Origin of the sequence: Paucibacter sp. KCTC 42545, from assembly GCF_001477625.1 — a bacterium.
Classification (GTDB): Bacteria; Pseudomonadota; Gammaproteobacteria; order Burkholderiales; family Burkholderiaceae_C; genus Paucibacter_A.
Genome location: NZ_CP013692.1, coordinates 3,058,165 through 3,076,571 on the forward strand (window position 1 = coordinate 3,058,165; position 18,407 = coordinate 3,076,571).

Genomic DNA, 18,407 nt, shown 5'->3' on the forward strand with positions numbered 1-18,407 from the left:
CGCATTGATGTTTGTGCAAAGCAGCGCTTGGATGCGCTGCTGACTTGAGCTGCGCGCCAGTCGGCGCCCTCATGCCCTCATGCCCCCTGCCCCGCCTCGTACCAGCCCTTGCTGTCGTTGACCAGCTTGACCACCAGCAGCATCACCGGCACCTCAATCAGCACGCCCACCACGGTGGCCAGCGCCGCGCCCGACTCGAAACCAAACAGGCTGATAGCGGCGGCCACGGCCAGTTCGAAGAAATTGCTGGCCCCAATCAAGGCCGATGGGCAGGCCACGGCATGGGACTCGCCCAGGCGCCGATTCAGCCAGTAAGCCAGGCCCGAATTGAAGAATACCTGGATCAGGATGGGCACGGCCAGCATCGCGATCACCAAGGGCTGCTCCAGAATCGCCTTGCCCTGGAAGGCGAACAAAAGCACCAGCGTGGCCAGCAAAGCACTGATGGACCAAGGTCCGATCTTGGCCAGCACCGCATCAAAAACCGCTGGGCCACGGCGCAGCAAAGCCTTGCGCCAGAGCTGCGCCAGCACCACCGGAATCACGATGTAGAGCACGACCGAGGTGATCAGCGTGTCCCAAGGCACGACGATGGCCGACAGGCCGAGCAGCAAAGCCACGATGGGCGCGAAGGCGAACACCATGATGGCGTCGTTCAACGCCACTTGCGAGAGCGTGAACAGCGGGTTGCCGCCGGTGAGCCGGCTCCACACAAACACCATCGCGGTGCAAGGCGCGGCGGCCAGCAGAATCAGGCCGGCGATATAGCTGTCGGCCTGGTCGGCAGGCAGGTAGGGGGCGAAGACATGGCGGATGAAGATCCAGCCCAACAAAGCCATCGAGAAAGGCTTGACCGCCCAGTTCACAAACAGCGTGACGCCAATCCCGCGCCAATGCTGCTTGACCTGTGACAGCGCCGCGAAGTCCACCTTCAGCAGCATGGGGATGATCATCACCCAAATCAGCAGGCCGACCGGCAGATTGACCTTGGCAATCTCCATTTGGCCCACGGCCTGAAACGGCCCGGGCAGCAGCTGGCCGAGCGCGATGCCGACGATGATGCATAGAAAGACCCAGACGGTCAGGTAGCGCTCGAAGATGCTCATCGGCGCGGGCGCTGCGGGGGTCTCCGCGGGCGTTGGCAAGGTGGTGGTGCTCATGTTTGTTTTCTCTCGAGGGTGTTAGCTGCGGCCGATTTCAGCCAAGGCGGCCTGGCAGGCGGCGCGGTCCATGCGTTCCAAGGGCAAGGCCAGCAACTGCAGCATGCGATAGGCAATGGCCTGGCGCGTCAACTCAAACGCGCGGCGCTTGCCTTCATCGCCACCCTCGGCGTTGGAGGGGTCTGGGTAACCCCAATGGACTTTCACCGGCTGACCCTGGGCAGAAGGCGCGCCGAAAAACACGGGGCATTGCTCCGCAGCGGCGCTATCGCACACGGTGATCACGACAGACAGCGGCGGCGCCTCCGGCGTAGTGAACTCGTCCCAGCTCTTGCTGCGGTAGCCGCTGATGTCAACGCCGGCCTCGCTCAGCGCCTCAAGCGCAAAAGGGTTAAGTCGCCCGCTCGGCGCGCTGCCCGCGCTGAAGGCCCGCACATCGCGGCCCAGCTTTTTGGCCAGGTGGTTAAGCATGCCCTCGGCGAGCACGCTGCGCGCGGAGTTGTGGGTGCAGAGGATGAGGATATTGATCGTCATGGTGATGGCGGGTGGAATTGGGGAACGACGTGGCGGGCTGGGGCGGCGTGCAGCAACCCGGCTCAGTTCAGCAGCCGCAGCCCGAAGCCGAGGCTGGGATGCAGGCCTCGCCCTGGCAGCAGTTCTCGGTCAGGTACGCCAGCAAGCCGTTCATCTGCGAGAAGTCAGCGCGGTAGACCAGATTTCGGCCCAGGCGCTGCTGGCTCAGCAAGCCGGCTTGCATCAGCTCTTTCAAATGAAAGGACAAGGTGGCCGCTGGCACGGCCAGGGCTTCAGCCAGGGCGCCGGGCGTCAAGCCTTCGGCCCCCGCCACCACCAGCAAACGAAACGCGCGCAGGCGATGGGCCTGCGCGAGGGCAGCAAGGGATCGAACCACGATGTCTTCATTCATGAATCGATTATTCCATAACTATGGAACTATTGAGCAGATGAAAACGACAGGCCACGCGAGTAGCCGAACTGGCACAAGTTGCGCAGGTGTCGAACTGGAGGGCGCCGACCAGCGAGGAGTCAGTGGATTGCCCCGCCCAGAGCTTCGACAGCGCGGCCGGCAGTCCCGCAAAAGCCGCCGGGCGCGGCCCCGCGAGCGACGCGACTCAGTAAACGCGCCCGCTTGCCCCGGCTTCGGCCAGCGCTCAGCCGGGCAGAAGCCTCAAGCCGATTGCGCCAAACGAACCAGCGCCGGCACATCCAAAATCCAGATGCGATAGCCCTTGGAGGCAATCACCCCCATCTCACGCAACTGCCGCAGGCTGCGCGAAAAGGTCTCGGGCGAGGTGCCCAGCTGCGAGGCAATGGCGCATTTGCGCTGGCTCAGCACCAGCTGGGTCTGGGCCGTGCTGCTGCCCTCGCCCTGACCCAGCACCCGCAACTCATCCAGCAGCCAGGCGGCGCAGCGCGCCAACACATGCTTGGCCAGCAAGTCCTGCGCACCGCCGACTGCGCGTTTGAGCCGCTCGGCCCCCACCGCCAGCAGGCTGCGCGCCAAGACGGGCTCGGCGGCCATGGCCCGCTCCAGAGCCGGCAGCGGGAAGAACCACAGCAAGACCTCGGTTTCGGCGCGCGCGTTGTCCAGATAGTTGCCGCCCAGCCAGGCACTCTCGGCGTCTATCCATTCCTCGGCATGCACCGTGCAGCGCTGGCTCCACTGCATTTGCGCGTCATGCCGCCCCACGCTGACGGTGCCGCGCAGCAGCAGCCACAAGCCCTCGGCAGGCTGCGAAGCCATCAGGCACATGGACTTGGCCGGCAGCACATGCATGAAACCCAGGCCCAGCAAGCTTGCCAAGGCCGGCTCGCTGAGCTGCCCGGCCGGGAACGCCGCCAGCAAGATCTGGCGCAGTTGCGCTTGCGATGGAATCTCCGGCGGAATCTCTGGCGGGATGGCGCTTGCGCCCAGCCCCTGGCTTGCCGAGGCACTAAGGCCTGACTTGCGCGCAACGCTGCGCTGGCGCGGGGCTGAATTAGCGCCAGCGCCGGAAGCAATGGTTGCGACGGTAGAGGCATGAGGCATGGTCATCTCCAAGTCAGCTGAGTCGATGCACTTCGACTTTGAGGCCGCAGGGAAGGCCTGCTTTTGAGGAAGCGCAAAGGCGGGCGCGGCGGCGGTTTGCGTTGGGTCAAAGCCCGCGTGCTTTCGAAGCCGGCGCCGGCCTTGGCCTCGGCCGCAATCGCCACCACTTCAACAGATGCGCCCGGCAGCTCCACCAAGCTAGGGACAACAGACCCGCGCCAGCGCCCGCAGGCTGCCGCAGCCCAGCCATTGCCGTTAGCATCTGCCCGTTCGCCACGATCGACCCGGAGCGCATGCCATGGCCAGCAAGTCACAGGACATCACCTTCCTCATCCCCGGCCAGATGGTGGCCAGCCGCTCGGCTGCTGGCGCCAGCCAGGCGGGAGGATTGCAGCGCGGCATCAGCAAAGCCAAGGTGCAGCTCGGCAGCCAACGTGCCGGCGGCGCGGCTCAGCGCGTCAGCGCCCGGCCCGGCGAAGACGTGGTGCTGCTGACCCTGGCCAACGGCCCCACCCTGGTGTTGCACCCGCAGGCCGCCCGCGACCTGATGCATGCGCAGAGCAGCGGCGCCACCCGCAGCGCCCTGGCCGCGCATGATGACGATGAAGTCCAAGTGACGGCCAACCTAGCCTGGCCCGGCCTGGAGGACAAAGCCACACGCGGCGCCACCCGCGGCTGGATGGGCTCAGCGGTGCTGAGCGCCTTCGAGGTGGTGAGCGGCTTGCTGAAAGATCCGGCCGTCAGCTTGGCCACCGCCGCCATAACCCGCAAGGTAGACGGCCAGGTCAATGCCGGCGTCTACGCGCTGAGCCCCGCCTCGCTGCGCAGCCCGCTCAAGCATGAAACGCCGCTGCAGCAAGTGCCCGCCGCGGCGGATGCTGGCCCGCTGCTGATCTTGGTGCACGGCACGTTTGTGGACACGGTCAGCACCTTCGGCAAGCTCTTCGTGCAGCACCCCGACAAGGTGCGCAACCTGTTCGCGCATTACGCCAACCGGGTCTATGCGCTGGACCACCCGACCATGGGCTTTAGCCCGATTGCCAATGCGCTGACCCTCGTCAACGCCCTGCCCGCCGGTGCCCGCCTGCATCTGCTGACCCATTCACGCGGCGGCCTGGTGGCTGAGGTGCTGGCCCGCGCCTGCGGCGGCGGCGCGCTCAGCGAGGAAGAGCTGGCCCTGTTCGCCGGAGCGGAGTACGAGGCGCACCGCCGCGATTTGCAAGCCCTGGTCAAGGCCGCGCAGGCCAAGGGCTTGAAACTGGAGCGAGTGGTGCGTGTGGCTTGCCCGGCGCGCGGCACCACGCTGGCCTCCAAGCGTCTGGACGCCTACCTTTCGGTGCTGCAGTGGGGCTTGCAATTGGCCGGCGTGCCGGTGGCGCCGGAACTGGTGGACTTTGTGCACGAAGTGGCCAGGCGGCGCGCCGACCCTGCAGAGCTGCCCGGCCTGGAGGCCATGATGCCGGAGAGCCCGGTGGTCGAATGGCTGAACCGCAGCGAGGCGCAACTGCCGGGCGAGTTGCGCGTGGTGGCGGGCGATCTGGAAGGCGACTCCATCGGCTCCTGGCTCAAGACCTTGCTGTCGGACGCCTTCTACTGGACCGACAACGATCTGGTGGTGCAGACCCGCTCGATGTACGGCGGCAGCCCGCGCAGTGGTGCCGGCGCGGCCAGCTTCATCCTCGACCGCGGCGGCAAGACCAACCACTTCAACTACTTCAGCAATGAGCGCACGGTGGCCGCCATCAGCAGCGCGCTGACGGAAGCAGCGCCGGCCGAGTTCAGCCCCATCGGCCCACTCTCTTGGCAAGGCAAGGACGCCAGCGGCACGCGCGCCGCCTTGGCAGTGGCGCGCTCACGCGGTTGGTTCAGCAATGACACCGCCGAGCCAAGCCCCGCCGAACAAGCCCAGCGCGCCGAGCAAGCCGCCAAGCGCCCAGCCGTGTTTGTGCTGCCAGGCATTTTGGGAAGCAATATCAAGCGCAATGGCAGCCGCATCTGGCTGGGCTTTCGCTTCGTCAATGGTTTGATGAAGCTGGCCTGGGATGAAAAGACCGTCAATGAGTTCGCCCCCGACGGCCCGATCGGCAGCTGCTACGACGCGTTGATTGAGCGCCTGGCCGACACACACGAGGTGATCCCCTTCGCCTTCGACTGGCGCCGTCCGATTGAAGACGAGGCGCGGCGCTTGGGCCAGGCGGTGGATGCGGCAATCGCCGCCCGCCGCAACAGCGGCCAGCCTGTGCGCATCATTGCCCACTCCATGGGCGGCCTGGTGGCGCGCACCATGCAGCTGGAAGCGCCCGCCACCTGGCGCCGCATGATGGCCCACCCGGACGCCCGCCTGCTGATGCTGGGCACGCCCAACGGCGGCTCCTGGGCGCCGATGCAAACCCTGTCGGGCGACGACACCTTCGGCAACGCCCTGGTGGCCTTTGGTGCCCTGTTCGACAAGGGCGGCGCGCGCAAGATGATGGCCGGCATGCCCGGCTTTATGCAGCTGCAAGACGGTTTGCTGGACCCGCAGCTGGGCCTGGACCGGGCCGAGACCTGGCAAAAGCTGGCAGACCAAGACATCGCCATCCTGCGTGAGCGCAGCTTCTGGCATCAGCTGGAGTCACAGATCAGCATCTACACCTGGGGCGCGCCGCCGCAAAAAGTGCTGGACCAGGCCGTGGCCCTGCGCCGCCGGCTCGACGCACAGATCGGCCAACTCGGCCTGGACAAGCAAAAGATGCTGCTGGTGGTCGGCCACGCCAGCTTCACCCCGGCCGGCATCCGGCTGGACCCGAACGATGGCCTGGAATACCTGGACACACCCGACGACGGCGATGGCCGCGTCACCCTGGCCAGCGCCACCCAGTTGGGCCTGCGGACCTGGAAGCTGGACGCCGAGCATGGCAAATTGCCCGATGTTGCCGAGGCCTTTGCCGCTTACGTCGAATTGCTACAGACCGGCGACACCCGCTCGCTGGAAACCCTGGAAGCGCGGGCTTCGCGCGCCGCAGCAACAACCAGCACGGCCGGCGGCGCCGCTGCGGCGGCAGCGGCCAGCCCGCAGTTGCAACGCAGTCGACCCTCGCGCGGCTTGCAGGCCTCGCTGCCGCCCTCAGATGCCGGCGATGTGATGGGCCTGGCCCGCCACAGCGCCAAGCGTGTGGCGGCGGACCAGGGTTCGCGGGCGCTGCAGATGACGGTGCTGAATGCCGACCTGCGCTTTGTGCAGCAGCCGCTGCTGGTGGGCCACTACCGCTCCATGACCCTGACCGGGGCCGAGGAAGTGATTGACGCCTTGGTCAATCAAGGCATGAGCCGCGCGCTGGCGGCGGGCCTCTACCCCGACGCGGTGGGCTCGCATCAAATCTTTGGCAACCAGCGCCCGCATCCCGACAATCCCTTCCAGATGGCCAGGCCGCAGGCCGCCATCGTGGTGGGCCTGGGTGAAGAAGGCAAGCTGCGCACCAGCGAGCTGATCTTCACCGTGCGCCAGGCCGTGATGGCCTATGCCCAGCGCCTGTCCGAACAAGCCACTGGCACCGCCGGCAGCGAGACCCCGGCGCCGCTGGAGTTCGAGCTGGCCGCCACCTTGATTGGCAGCGGCGGCACCGGCATCACCACCGGCGCGGCCGCCCAAGCGATTGCCCAAGGCGCCTGGGCCGCCAAGCAGAAGTTGCAAGGCACAGGCTGGCCGCAACTCAGCCGCCTGACCCTGACCGAGCTTTACCTCGACCGCGCCGGCGATGCCTGGCGCGCCCTGCAGCAGCTTGAAGCCGCCAGCCCGGGCAGCTACAAGCTGGTGGGCAAGGTCAGCTCAGGGCCGGGTGCCATGCGGCGCATGCTGGACTCGAATTACCGCGGCAGCAATTACGACTTCATCAGCGCCCTGTCCGTGCCGGGCCACAAGCCGGATCAACCCGCCATCGCCTACAAGCTCAACACCAAGCGCGCCCGCAGCGAGCTGCGTGAGCAGCATGCCCAGGGCGCCCTGCTGCGCGAGTTCGTGGCCCGCGCCTCCAACGACGCCAATACCGACACGCAGATCGGCCGCACCCTGTTCAATCTGCTGATCCCCGTCGAGATGGAGCCCTTCCTGGGCGGCAGCAGCGAGCTGGTGATTGAGCTGGAGCCCGCCACCGCCGGCATCCCCTGGGAATTGCTCAACACCAATCCGCTGGACAGCGGCGAAGACAAGCGCCCCTGGGCGATTCGCACCAAGCTGATCCGCAAGCTGCAGCTGGACGATTACCGCGCCGAGCCGCGCGATGCCAGCGCCGACGACCATGTGCTGGTGATCGGCGAGCCGCTCTGCGACCCCACCCTCTACCCTCGCCTGGAAGGCGCGCGCCAGGAGGCCCTGGCCGTGGCCGAGCAGCTGAGCAGCGGCCTCGGCCGCGAGACCAACCGCGACGGCGCCGAGCTGGTCAATCTGCTGGCCGAGCAGAACGATGCGCAAACCATCATCAACGCCTTGTTCGAGCGCAATTACCGCGCCATCCACATTGCCGGCCATGGCGCGCCGGGCCCGAACGGCGGGGTGGTGCTGTCGGGCCAGAACACCTACCTCAGCGCGGCCGAAGTCAAGTCCATGCGGGTGGTGCCGGAGTTGGTCTTCCTGAATTGTTGCCACCTGGCCGGGCGCGACCCCAATGCCGTGCTGCAAACCGAAACAGGCGCCGGCCGCTACGACCGCGCCAGCTTTGCCGCCAACACGGCCGAAGCCTTGATCAAGGTCGGCGTGCGCTGCGTGGTGGCCGCCGGCTGGGCCGTCGAGGACGAAGCAGCCAAGGTCTTTGCCACCACCTTCTACGCCAGCTTGCTGACCGGGGCGCGCTTCATCGAAGCCGTGGGCCGCGCCCGCGAGGCCGCCTGGAGCGCCAACCGACAGGGCAATACCTGGGCCGCCTACCAATGCTACGGCGACCCCGAATGGACCTGGCGCCGCGAAGGCGCCGACGCCCAGCGACCCAGCACACCGCTGGCGGATGAGCTGGCCGGCGTGGCCTCGCCCGTGTCGCTGACGCTGACGCTGGAGAACATTGCCGTGCGCGCCCAATACGGCAAGAGCTCGCCCCAAAAGCGCCAGGGCGCACTCGACAAGCTGCGCTATCTGGAGGCCGAGTTCAAGCCGCTGTGGGGCAGCATGGGCGCGGTGGCGGAAGCCTTTGCCGTGGCCTACAACAGCGCGGGCGAACGCAAGGCCGCGCTGGAGTGGTACCGCATCGCCGTGGAAGCCGAGGACGGCAGCGCCTCGCTGAAAGCAAGCGAGCAATACGGCAATCTGCTGGTGCGCGAAGGCGAGCAACAAGCCGACCTGACGCAGATCCGCGCCGGCATCAGCCTGCTGGAACGCGTGCTGGCGGTGCAGCCCACGGTGGAGCGCGAAAACTTGATGGGCTCGGCCTGGAAGCATCTGGCCATGGTGCTGGAATTGAAGCAGGCCCAGGCTGCGGGCAAAGCCGTGCCGCCCGCCGTCACCGAGGCCTTGAGCAAAGCCGCCCAGCATTACAGCCAGGCCGCGCAGCGCTGCTTGCAAGCGCAGTCCGGGGAGTTGTTCTACCCACGCATGAACGCCATGGCGATTGAGCTGCGCCTGGCCTTCCAGGCGGGCCGACCTATCACTGGCTCGGAAGGCGCCGAGTCCACGAATGAGTTGAGCGCCGAGGCCTTCAAAGCGGCCCGTGACTCTTTGACCGAGACCAATGCACGCAAGCCGGACTTCTGGTCGGTGGTGGGCCAGACCGAGCTGGACATGCTGCAAGCACTCAGCCAATCCAGCTTGGCCGGCGCGGCAGGGGCCGTGCTGCAAAGCCTGCAAGCGCTCAAAGTCCGCGTGCCCGCGCCCGCCATGTGGGACACGGTTTACAAGCAGGCCCGCTTCACCCTGGAGCCCTACCAAAGCGTCAGCCATGCCAGCGCGGCCTTGCGAAGCGCCGAGCAAAAGGCGGCCAAGCAATTGCTGGAAGGCATCAAGGCGCTGGCGGCTGGCAGTCGCAGCTGAACGGACTGGCGTCACATCAGGCGCACAAAATGGGCGGGTGGACAATGGCGCCTTGCCAGCGCCCACCCCCGCCTGCCCGCCTTTGATTTCGTCTCCTTGTCAGCCTTTTTGCCCGCCCCAATGAACCGACACCGTCCTCTGCCCGCACCCACTTTGCAGCATCGCCTGCTGCCGCTGAGTTTGGCCGTCAGCGCGGCGCTGTTGCTGGCAGCCTGCGCCAGCGGTCCTCAGCAACCGGCGCAGCAAGCCCAGACTTTGCCGCCAGCCATGAACAAGCTTTTGGGCGCGCAAGAAGCCGCCGGCCTGAGCCGCGCCGAGGGCTTGCGCCGCATCGCCGCCCGCAGCGGCCTGAGCGTTGAGGAATTGCAGCAACAACCCTCGCGACTGGAGCCCATCGCCCAGGATCTGCTGGCCCGCTTTGAGCGCGACACCCAAGCCCTAATCACATCCGCCCAAGCCAGCGGCCAGCCGGAGGCCATGGCGCTGGCCTTGCCGCTGCTCGATGCACCCGGTCGCTTCTACGCTTGGACCCAGTTTGCCGATATGGCCCAAGCGCCCTTCTCTACCTCCCACATCACGGCGGTGACTGCCGCAGCGCCGGGCACGCAAGGCCAGCAGCGCGGCTCGCTCGAGCACGAAGTGCCTTTCTCCGGCCCCGAGGTCAAGGCCGCCAATGCCACGCCCACCGATCTGGCCGCACGTTATGCGATGAGCGACCCCAGCCTGGGCCACGGCCAGCAAGTCGCCCGCGTCGTCACCGCCGCAGCGCAGTGCCCGCAGTTGTTGGTGGATGGCCGGCCACAGCCCATGCAGGTGCGCGCGCCCGCCGTGCGCGGCGTGGCCAGCAATTCCGCCGCCCAGACCGGAGACAAGCGCCAGACAATCGGCGCCGATTTCGAACTGCTGACCTGCGAGGCCACGCTGCCGCCTGCGGCGCAAGTGGTGGGCGTGGGTGGCCAGCGCCTGGCGCTGCGCCCGCCGCAAGCGCAAATCAATCGCGTGGTGGTGGTGGGTGACACCGGCTGCCGCGTGCAGGGGCCCAATGCCTTCGGCAGCGGCAAGCCTGGCGCACCGCTGCAAGACTGCAGCGATGAGTCCGACTGGCCCTGGCGCAGAATAGCCCGCGCAGCCGCCAGCTTCAACCCCGACTTGATCATCCACAACGGTGACATCCATTACCGCGAAGGCTTGCCCAAGGGCACCGAGCCCGGCCAGCCCCAGCCCAACGAGGCCCGCGTCGCTGCCTATATGGACACCATCACCTACGGCTGGAAGTCCTGGGAGGCGGATTTCTTCCGCCCCGCCGGCGCGCTGCTGGCCGCCGCGCCCTGGGCCATCACCCGTGGCAATCACGAGTTATGTGACCGGGCCGGCGCGGGTTGGTATCGCTTTCTCGACTACCGCCGCTTCCCCGCGCAAGAACCGCAATACAGCCCGGACTACGACGCCGCCATCTGCAGCAATGCCACCGACCCGCTGCTGGTGCGCCTGGGTGACTTGCAGCTGATTCTGATGGACGTGGGCGGCCTGGCCGATGCCCCGGGCCGTGGCCGCAATCAGGGCTGGACCAATGGCGACCATTTGCGCACCGCCCGTCAACTCACCGCTGTGGCACGCGACGGCACGACCCAGAGCGCTTCCGTATCCTGGCTGGTCACGCACAAGCCGCTGTTCGCCTTTTACTCGGGCGGCCCAAAAGTCACCAGCAGCACCTGGCAGTTTCAGAAGGCTTTGCAGCCCGGCGTCGAGAGCTTTGGCGCGGGCAATGGCGAATTGCCGGCCAATCTGCAGATGGTGCATTCCGGCCATATCCACGGCTGGATGATGATCAGCCACCCGGCGCAGACTGGGCTACCCACGCAATACCTGATCGGCAATTCCGGCCAAGCCCTGGAAGGCTTCCATTTCGGCGCCCGCGGCGACAAGCCCTACCAGGCTGCAGCCCCTGAAGCGCAGGCCAATGACATCGCAACGCAAGACCGCCGTTGGCCCTGGCACGACGCGCCCTGGTCCTTCCGCTTGCCCAATGGGGTCATGGCCCAGCCCGATGCCTTCAGCAGCAGCCCCGTCATCGATGCGGGTAGCAAGAACGCGCACAGCGAGGAGTTCGGCTTCGTAGTTTTCGATCGCATCACCGGCAGCAGCAACTGGACCGCCCGCATGTTCGACCCACAGCGCCAATTGCTACGCACCTGCACCACCGAGGGCAAGCGCACCCGCTGCGAAGCCCCGGCCAAGTGAATGAGCAGCGGCCCCAGCAAGAATGCTGGGGCCGCGACTTGATCTGATGCTGATCGGCGGCCGAAGCGTTTACGGCGTCAGCGTATAGCGCGTGTAGTAGCGGCGACCAGCGGCGTCTTGCGCGCCCAGCCAGAGCTCGTAGTTGCTGGCGACAAAGGTGTCCGGCACGCTGATGCCGGCGAGGGTCAGCGTAGTGCTCGGCGGCAGCGGTGGCGTCGTGTCATTGATCAAAGGCGCCTGCGTCGGATCAGCGGGCACATTGAGCACCGTGCGCACACTGATCAAACGCATATCGGGGTTGGCCGCCGCCCAGGCTGACCAGTTGATCGTCATGCCCACCAGCAATTGGCCACCGCGCAGTGTCGCGCTGCTGCTGACGCCGTCCAGCGTCGGGAAGCGGGCCGCGGGCAGCTCAGCCGGCACTTCGGCAGGCAGATAAACCGCGCGTGATTCGGCCGTGCCGCTGAGGCTGTAAGTCACCAGGTACTTGGCATTGAGCACGATGTCGTCGGCGCCAATCCAGCCCACAGAAGATCGCAGCAAAGCCGTGTCCGCCAAGCCACCGGTCGGCACCAGGCTTGTGGCGCCGGCGGTGCTGGAAATGCACAGCTGCGCCTGCCCGCAATTGGCAAAGGGAATGCTGAAACCGCCCGGCGTTTGCACCGTGGCCTGTGTCAGCAGCGGCGTTGCGGACCCTTCGAGCAGCGTCTGAATGTTGATTTGCAGGCCAGCCACCGGGTTCGGCGTGATGGCCGTACTGTTCGTGCCATCGGCCGCCAACGCCTGAAACGCCAGCGGGTAGACCGCCAGCGCCAGCTTCTTGCCATTGCCGATCAGGTTCCACACCGAGCCGGTGGTGGAGGTCTTGCTATAGCTGACGGCATCGCTGAAGGTATCGACCACAGTGCCGGAGACATCGCTGATGGGTGCGGCCACCAGCACGCGTTTGCACAGGCCGCCGGTCACCGTGTCATCGGCGCAGCCGGTGATCTGCCAGCGGCCGAATTGGCGATTCTTGGCGACATAGTCGGCCAGCTTGGTGGCGAGCGCGGCCTTGAGCCGGCCGTTGTGCGTGTCATAGCCAGCCAACAAGGCGTGCGAGCCAATGGTGGCGGCACTCGCCCCTTGGGCGATCAGCTTGTTCAACGCGGCGCTGAGATCGTCCAGCGCGGCCAGATTGGCCAAGGTCGCCGTCGGGCTGGTGGTGGCTTTGAGCGTGCTGGTGATGGCGTTGGTGGGCGTCGGGCTGCTGGTCTTGAGCAACTCGGTCTGCGCCATGGGCAAATCCACCACCACTTCGGCTGCCTGGCTGGGCAGCAATTTATTGCTCAGCTGCAGCTGCATCACGCCCTTGCTGTTCTTAACCAGGCTGACGCGCAGGCTTTCGATCAGCAAATCATGCGCACCCTTATTGGCGGCGAAGGCCGGATCGGCCAGCAGGCTAAGGGCGGTTGGGTTGCTGAACTTCAGGTCAGTCAGCTGGGTTTTGACCAGGGTTTTAACGAACTCGCCGGCCGCGCTGGCGGCCGTGGCGGCCGCGGCAAGCGCTGGGCCATTGGACTTGGCCGCGGCAAACACCGGCTGCGGGTCGGCGCCCAGCGCCAGCGCCAGCACCGCATTGCTCAGCGGCGACACATGGGCCACCATGGCCGAGGCATTGGCGGCCAGAATCGGCACCGCCGAATGCAGCACTTGCGGATTACCGGCAGCATCCAAGCCACTGACCTGCACCAGCAAGGGCGCAGTCAGGCTCTTGCTGCTCAGGGTCAGGCTGTAGGAGCCGTCAGGCGCGCGGGTGGTGGTGCTGCCCAGGCTGGCGCCGCTGCCGTCCACCACGGCGACACGCGCATTCATCAGAGGTGCGCCCACCGCAGCGATGCCGCTGAGTGTGGGGCCGCTGGCGAACTCAGTGACGCCGCCGCCCCCCGAGCTGCTGTCACCGCCCTTGCCGCCACCACAGCCGACCAAGACTGCGCAAACGAGAAGCAGGCCCAGGCCCAGCTGACGCGGGGCGAAGGGGCGAGATGGCAAGAACAGGCTGGGCATATTGATCATTCGGGGTGCTCAAGCCCCAAGGCATTTCTATCGCCTGATCTTGCCACCGCCACCCCGGCCGAGGTCAGCGGAGATGCCAGCCGATTTGGGGCCTAACGCCCGATTTGCGGCCTCATTTACCGAGCTTGACCCAGCTCAGCTCCAGCCAGTTGTCGGGCCGGTGCACCGCCTCGACGCCGTTGCGCATGGCCCAGGGAATCACCTGGCGATGCAGGGGCAAGACATGGAACTGCTGCTTGAACTCGGTGATGGCGGCCTTGATCAGCTGTTCACGCTTGGCCGGATCGACCTCAACGCTGGACTGCGCGGCCAGGGCGTCGAATTTGTCATTGCGCACATCGCCGTAGTTGTAGGCGCCCACGCCTTGCTCGCCGCGCTTGCGGAACACCGGGGTCAGGATGGACTCGGCATCGGTGATCGGTCCGCCCCAGCCGTAGAGGTACAAGCTGGTGTCGAGCTTTTCCAGCTTGGGGAAGTAAGTGACCCGCGGCATGGCATTGACGTTGATCTTGATCTTGAGCTGCGCCCACATCGCGGCCAAGGCTTTGCAAATGGACTCGTCGTTGATGTAGCGGTTATTGGGGCAGTCCAGCGTGACCTCGAAGCCATCGGCATAGCCGGCCTCGGCCATCAGCTTGCGCGCAGCGGCGATGTCGAAGGGCGCGCGGGCCTCGATTTGCGGGTCGTTGTAGGAGGCGCTGGCCGAGGGCGTCAAGCTCCCGGTGGTGACGCTCAGGCCATTCATCAGCTTGGTTTTGAGCGTCTCCACATCGATGGCCTGATACATGGCCCGCCGCACGCGAATGTCCTTGAAGGGATTCTTGTCACCGCTGACCTTGCCGTAGAGCAGCTTGTCGCGAGCCTGATCCATGCCGATGAAGACCAGCCGGTTCTCCGGCCCATCCACCACCTTGACGCCACTGGTGCTGCGCAGGCGCGGCACGTCGCGTGGCGCGGGATCCAACACGAAGTCGATCTCCCCCGACACCAGCGCCGCCAGCCGCGTCGCATCATTGGCGATGGGGCTGAACACCACCTCTTGCACATTGCCCTCGAACTTGCCCCACCAGCCGGGGTTGCGTTTGTAGACGGTCTTGATGCCCGGTTGGCGCGTCACCAGCTGGTAGGGGCCGGTGCCGTTGGCATTCATGCTGGTGAAGCTTTCTTCCTTGTTCTTGAAGTCCAGTGGCTTGGTGACGCGGTGCGTCTCCGACCAAGGCTTGCTCATGATCCACAGCAGGTCGATGTGCTGCAAAAAGATCGGATTGAACTTGGCAAGCTGGAATTCCACCGTCAGCTCATCGACCTTCTTGGGAACGCCGACGGCATTGGCGTAGACAGCCAGCTGTGAGCTGCTCTCCTTGGCGCGCTGAATGGAATAGACCACATCATCGGCCGTCAGCGCCTGACCATCATGAAACTTGACGCCCGGCCGCAGCTTGAAGCGCCAGACAAGCGGCGAGACCTGAGTCCACTCGGTGGCAAGACCTGGCACCAGATTCAGGCTGCGGTCGCGCCGGGTCAGTCGCTCATAGACCTGGCCGTTGACCATATTGGTCATGCTCTCGTTCTGCGAGTGCGGGTCCATGGTTTGCGGGTCGCCCTGGCTGGCCCAGCGCAGGGTTTGCGCCTGAAGCAGCAGCGGCGCGCTGCAAGCCGCCAGCGCCAAAGCCATCAAGGTGATCTTCTTCATCGAGTGCCTCTCCCTGTCATCGTCGTGAGGGGAGTTTAGGCAGGGCTTGCTGCGCAGCAGCCCGGGGCAACCCTAGCCACTGCCCCTGCCCTGGCCACTTGCAGGCCTGGGCAAGGAATCAAAGCGCTAACGAAGCACTAAAGCGGTGCGCGCCAGATATCGTCCAGATGAGTAAAACCCCAATCCAGCGGCGACTCTCGACCCACCACCCGGTCGCCGGCGGTCGGGCTGGCAAGATCCAGCAACTGCACCGGCACCGGCAGCTTGGAGCGGGTCGAATAAAACACCCGCACCACCGGCGCAGCCAGGCTCAGCGGGTTCAAGTCCACCACCACGGCCAAGCGGCCGGATTCCAGTTTCACCAGGCTGCCAACCGGGTAGATGCCCACGCATTTGACGAAAGCTTTGAAGATGACCGGATCGAACTGCCCCGTCCACTGCGCCATGCGCTGAATCGAGCCAGCCGGGTCCCAAGCGCTCTTGTATGGCCGGGTGGAAGTGATGGCATCGTAAACATCGCAAACCGCGCCCATGCGCGCCAGCACGCTGATTTCCTCACCCTTGAGCTTTTGCGGGTAGCCGGTGCCGTCCATCTTCTCGTGATGATGCAGGCAGACGTCGAGGGCTGACGCCGGCACCGCACCACCCTCTTTGAGCATCTGATAGCCACGCAACGGGTGCGAGCGGATGACATTGAACTCGGCATCGGTGAGCTGGCCGGGCTTGTTCAGCACATCCAGCGGCATCATCATCTTGCCCACATCGTGCAGCAGACCCGCCAGGCCGGCCTCGCGCGACTGCGCCTCATCCATGCCCAGTTGCTTGGCCAGCGACACCATCAGGGCGCAAACGGCCACCGAGTGCATATAGGTGTAGTCGTCCTTGGTCTTGAGCCGCGCCAGGCTGATCAAGGCCGATGGATTGCGCGACACCGAGTCAGCCACTTCCTCCACGATGGGCAGGCATTGCTCGACATCCATGGCGCGGCCCATGCGGGCCTCGCCAAACAAATTGATCACCGCTTGCTTGCTGCGGTTGATGACCTTGGTGGCTTGCGCCATTTCGGTACCCAAGCTCACCTTTTGCTGGCTGGCTGGCGCCGGAGGCGGTGGTGGCGGCGGCGCGGCAACCGGTGCTGAGCGCGGCACGGCCGGGGCCGCGGCAGGCGGGGCCACTGGCGCAGCCTCAATCAAGGCCGCGGTGACGCTGGCTTCTTCATTGACCTGCTCGTTCGAGGTCGGGCGCACATCGTCGCCTTTGCTGACATCGATCCAAACGGCGGGCACGCCGCTGGTCAACAAGGCCTCCAGATCAGCCTGGTCCTTGATGACGAACTTGGTTTTCCAGAACGGGTGGGACAACCATGATCCCTCCATCGACTGGAGGAACATGCCCAACTGAACCTGCTGTGTAGGAATCTTCTTGAGCATTCGGGGCTTTGTTGCTCGTGCAGTCGAAAATGAAATTGTCACACTTTGAAGTATGACCCACCCCCTAAACTGAACTCGTGAAAAATAGACGAAAAAAGGCCGCCATACGGCGGCCTTTTGCATCCGGCCTTGCTCAAAAGCAAGGCAGTTCAGTTTCAGCGGAACTTGCTTTGCGGCACGGTGCGCAACTCGGACGGCAGCGAAGCCAGGTACTTGGCCATGGCCTGCAACTCGGTGTGGCTGAATTGCTTGACCTGACCGGCCATGATGGCGTTGCCGCGGCCCACCACCGGATTACCTTCGGTTTGGTAAGACTTCAGCGCCGCATACAGATAGTCAGGATGCTGGCCCGCCAACTTCGGGTAGCTGCCGTCGATGGGCTTGCTGAAATTGGCGCCGTGGCAAGAGGCGCAAGCGCCCTTGGTCAGCAACTCAGCCACTTGGGCCGAAGGCTGGGGCACCGTTTCGGCCACGGCAGTAGCACCGGCCTGAGCCGCCTGCTTCTCGTAGTAGCCGGCGATGTCGGCGATGTCTTGCTCGCTCAGAGTCTGGGCAATGCCGCGCATGGTGGGGTGCTTGCGCTCACCCTTGGCATATGCGGTCAAGGCCGCGCCGATGTATTTGGCGTTTTGCCCGGCGATCATCGGCACTTTATGGATTTCGGGGAACGAGGACTGGTAGCCTGCAATACCGTGGCAGCCGATGCACATGGCAACCTTGGACTGAACGCTGGCCGACCCGGCCGCAGCAGCTGAAGTGGTGGCCTGAGCCTGGGCTTGAACCGCGGAGGTCGCACCCAAAATGGCGAACATGGCAATCGAGATCTGCAACAGTTTTTTCATAGTCCCGTGGTCTTGATCTGAGGTCGGCGCCGATTATAGGGCGCGCCTTATACTGAAATTACACAACCCAATTCTTGACATACAACATGAAATTTGAAGGCTCGGATCAATATATCGCCACCCCAGATTTAATGCTGGCTGTCAACGCCGCAGCAAAACTGCAGCGGCCCCTGCTGGTAAAGGGCGAACCCGGCACCGGCAAGACTATGCTTGCAGAAGAGGTGGCGCGCTCCCTGGGTATGCCCCTGTTGCAATGGCACATCAAGTCCACCACCAAAGCCCAGCAAGGGCTTTATGAGTACGACGCGGTGAGCCGCTTGCGCGACAGCCAGCTGGCCGGCATCGAAGGTTCGGAGAAAGTCCGCAACATCGAGAACTACATCGTCAAAGGCGTGCTCTGGCAAGCTTTTGAAGCCGATCAGCCGGTGGCCCTGCTGATCGACGAGATCGACAAAGCCGACATCGAATTCCCCAACGACTTGCTGCGCGAGATCGACCGGATGGAGTTCTATGTCTACGAAACCCGCCAGCTGATCAAGGCCAAGCACCGCCCGCTGGTCTTCATCACTTCCAATAACGAGAAGGAACTGCCGGACGCCTTCTTGCGCCGCTGCTTCTTCCACTACATCAAGTTCCCGGATGCTGCGACCATGCAAAGCATCGTCGATGTGCACTTCCCCGGCCTCAAGAAAGAGCTGCTGGCCGCCGCGCTGAAGACCTTCTTCGAGGTGCGCAATCTGCCGGGCCTGAAGAAAAAGCCCAGCACCTCGGAGCTGCTGGACTGGCTCAAGCTGCTGGTGGCCGAAGACATCCCCACCGAATCGCTGCTGACCCAGGACGCCTCGGTCACCGTGCCGCCGCTGGTCGGCGCGCTATTGAAGAACGAGCAAGACCTGACGCTGTTCGAGAAACTGGTCTTCATGCAACGCCATAACCGCTAAAAA

The 18,407-nt window shown here is 65.1% G+C and carries 11 protein-coding genes; 3 read left to right on the top strand and 8 right to left on the bottom strand.

Annotated elements, in window-relative coordinates; all coding sequences use genetic code 11:
• Positions 1-77: 77 nt before the first annotated feature.
• The 4 genes from arsB to AT984_RS13305 all read right to left on the bottom strand — a co-directional run bounded on the left by arsB (position 78) and on the right by AT984_RS13305 (position 3,207).
• The gene (gene arsB, locus AT984_RS13290) at positions 78-1,160 is read right to left on the bottom strand and encodes an ACR3 family arsenite efflux transporter (RefSeq protein ID WP_058720494.1); all 1,083 of its coding nucleotides are present in this window, start codon (positions 1,158-1,160) and stop codon (positions 78-80) included.
• 21 nt (positions 1,161-1,181) lie between these two features.
• Positions 1,182-1,694, bottom strand: a complete 513-nt coding sequence (locus AT984_RS13295; protein WP_058720495.1) for an arsenate reductase ArsC — start codon at positions 1,692-1,694, stop codon at positions 1,182-1,184.
• Between the two features lie 67 nt (positions 1,695-1,761).
• Positions 1,762-2,085 carry an ArsR/SmtB family transcription factor gene (locus AT984_RS13300; protein ID WP_058720496.1) on the bottom strand — a complete coding sequence of 108 codons (324 nt, stop codon included), beginning with the start codon at positions 2,083-2,085 and terminating at the stop codon, positions 1,762-1,764.
• 261 nt (positions 2,086-2,346) lie between these two features.
• Entirely contained in the window at positions 2,347-3,207 is an 861-nt protein-coding gene (locus AT984_RS13305; RefSeq protein ID WP_197418085.1) for a Crp/Fnr family transcriptional regulator, read from the bottom strand.
• A gap of 298 nt (positions 3,208-3,505) precedes the next feature.
• Here AT984_RS13305 and AT984_RS13310 point away from each other — a divergent pair, with 298 nt between their 5' ends.
• Positions 3,506-9,202 (top strand): CHAT domain-containing protein, encoded by a 5,697-nt coding sequence (locus AT984_RS13310; protein ID WP_058720498.1) that lies wholly within the window; start codon positions 3,506-3,508, stop codon positions 9,200-9,202.
• Positions 9,203-9,322: 120 nt separating this feature from the next.
• A complete protein-coding gene (locus AT984_RS13315; protein ID WP_082680011.1) occupies positions 9,323-11,443 on the top strand; it encodes a metallophosphoesterase in 2,121 nt (706 codons plus the stop codon).
• Between the two features lie 69 nt (positions 11,444-11,512).
• Here AT984_RS13315 and AT984_RS13320 read toward each other — a convergent pair whose 3' ends face one another.
• The 4 genes from AT984_RS13320 to AT984_RS13335 all read right to left on the bottom strand — a co-directional run bounded on the left by AT984_RS13320 (position 11,513) and on the right by AT984_RS13335 (position 17,463).
• The gene (locus tag AT984_RS13320) at positions 11,513-13,489 is read right to left on the bottom strand and encodes a hypothetical protein (RefSeq protein WP_156422028.1); all 1,977 of its coding nucleotides are present in this window, start codon (positions 13,487-13,489) and stop codon (positions 11,513-11,515) included.
• A 121-nt stretch (positions 13,490-13,610) separates the two neighbouring features.
• The gene (locus AT984_RS13325; protein ID WP_058720501.1) at positions 13,611-15,191 is read right to left on the bottom strand and encodes an ABC transporter substrate-binding protein; all 1,581 of its coding nucleotides are present in this window, start codon (positions 15,189-15,191) and stop codon (positions 13,611-13,613) included.
• A 137-nt stretch (positions 15,192-15,328) separates the two neighbouring features.
• Complete coding sequence (locus tag AT984_RS13330) at positions 15,329-16,621, bottom strand: HD-GYP domain-containing protein (RefSeq protein WP_058720502.1); 1,293 nt, start codon at positions 16,619-16,621, stop codon at positions 15,329-15,331.
• 155 nt (positions 16,622-16,776) lie between these two features.
• Positions 16,777-17,463: a c-type cytochrome gene (locus tag AT984_RS13335; protein ID WP_058720503.1), complete on the bottom strand. Its 687-nt coding sequence runs from the start codon at positions 17,461-17,463 to the stop codon at positions 16,777-16,779.
• A gap of 86 nt (positions 17,464-17,549) precedes the next feature.
• On the opposite strand from AT984_RS13335, the gene AT984_RS13340 reads away from it, so the two are divergent.
• Complete coding sequence (locus tag AT984_RS13340) at positions 17,550-18,404, top strand: AAA family ATPase (RefSeq protein ID WP_058720504.1); 855 nt, start codon at positions 17,550-17,552, stop codon at positions 18,402-18,404.
• Positions 18,405-18,407 lie beyond the last annotated feature (3 nt).

What these genes read in the sequence shown, in the direction of transcription:
- AT984_RS13335 (WP_058720503.1), bottom strand. Translation starts at nt 17,463, where the DNA reads ATGAAAAAACTGTTGCAGATCTCGATTGCCATGTTCGCCATTTTGGGT.
- AT984_RS13325 (WP_058720501.1), bottom strand. Translation starts at nt 15,191, where the DNA reads ATGAAGAAGATCACCTTGATGGCTTTGGCGCTGGCGGCTTGCAGCGCG.
- AT984_RS13320 (WP_156422028.1), bottom strand. Translation starts at nt 13,489, where the DNA reads ATGCCCAGCCTGTTCTTGCCATCTCGCCCCTTCGCCCCGCGTCAGCTG.
- AT984_RS13295 (WP_058720495.1), bottom strand. Translation starts at nt 1,694, where the DNA reads ATGACGATCAATATCCTCATCCTCTGCACCCACAACTCCGCGCGCAGC.
- AT984_RS13315 (WP_082680011.1), top strand. Translation starts at nt 9,323, where the DNA reads ATGAACCGACACCGTCCTCTGCCCGCACCCACTTTGCAGCATCGCCTG.
- AT984_RS13300 (WP_058720496.1), bottom strand. Translation starts at nt 2,085, where the DNA reads ATGAATGAAGACATCGTGGTTCGATCCCTTGCTGCCCTCGCGCAGGCC.
- arsB (WP_058720494.1), bottom strand. Translation starts at nt 1,160, where the DNA reads ATGAGCACCACCACCTTGCCAACGCCCGCGGAGACCCCCGCAGCGCCC.
- AT984_RS13340 (WP_058720504.1), top strand. Translation starts at nt 17,550, where the DNA reads ATGAAATTTGAAGGCTCGGATCAATATATCGCCACCCCAGATTTAATG.
- AT984_RS13305 (WP_197418085.1), bottom strand. Translation starts at nt 3,207, where the DNA reads ATGCCTCATGCCTCTACCGTCGCAACCATTGCTTCCGGCGCTGGCGCT.
- AT984_RS13310 (WP_058720498.1), top strand. Translation starts at nt 3,506, where the DNA reads ATGGCCAGCAAGTCACAGGACATCACCTTCCTCATCCCCGGCCAGATG.
- AT984_RS13330 (WP_058720502.1), bottom strand. Translation starts at nt 16,621, where the DNA reads ATGCTCAAGAAGATTCCTACACAGCAGGTTCAGTTGGGCATGTTCCTC.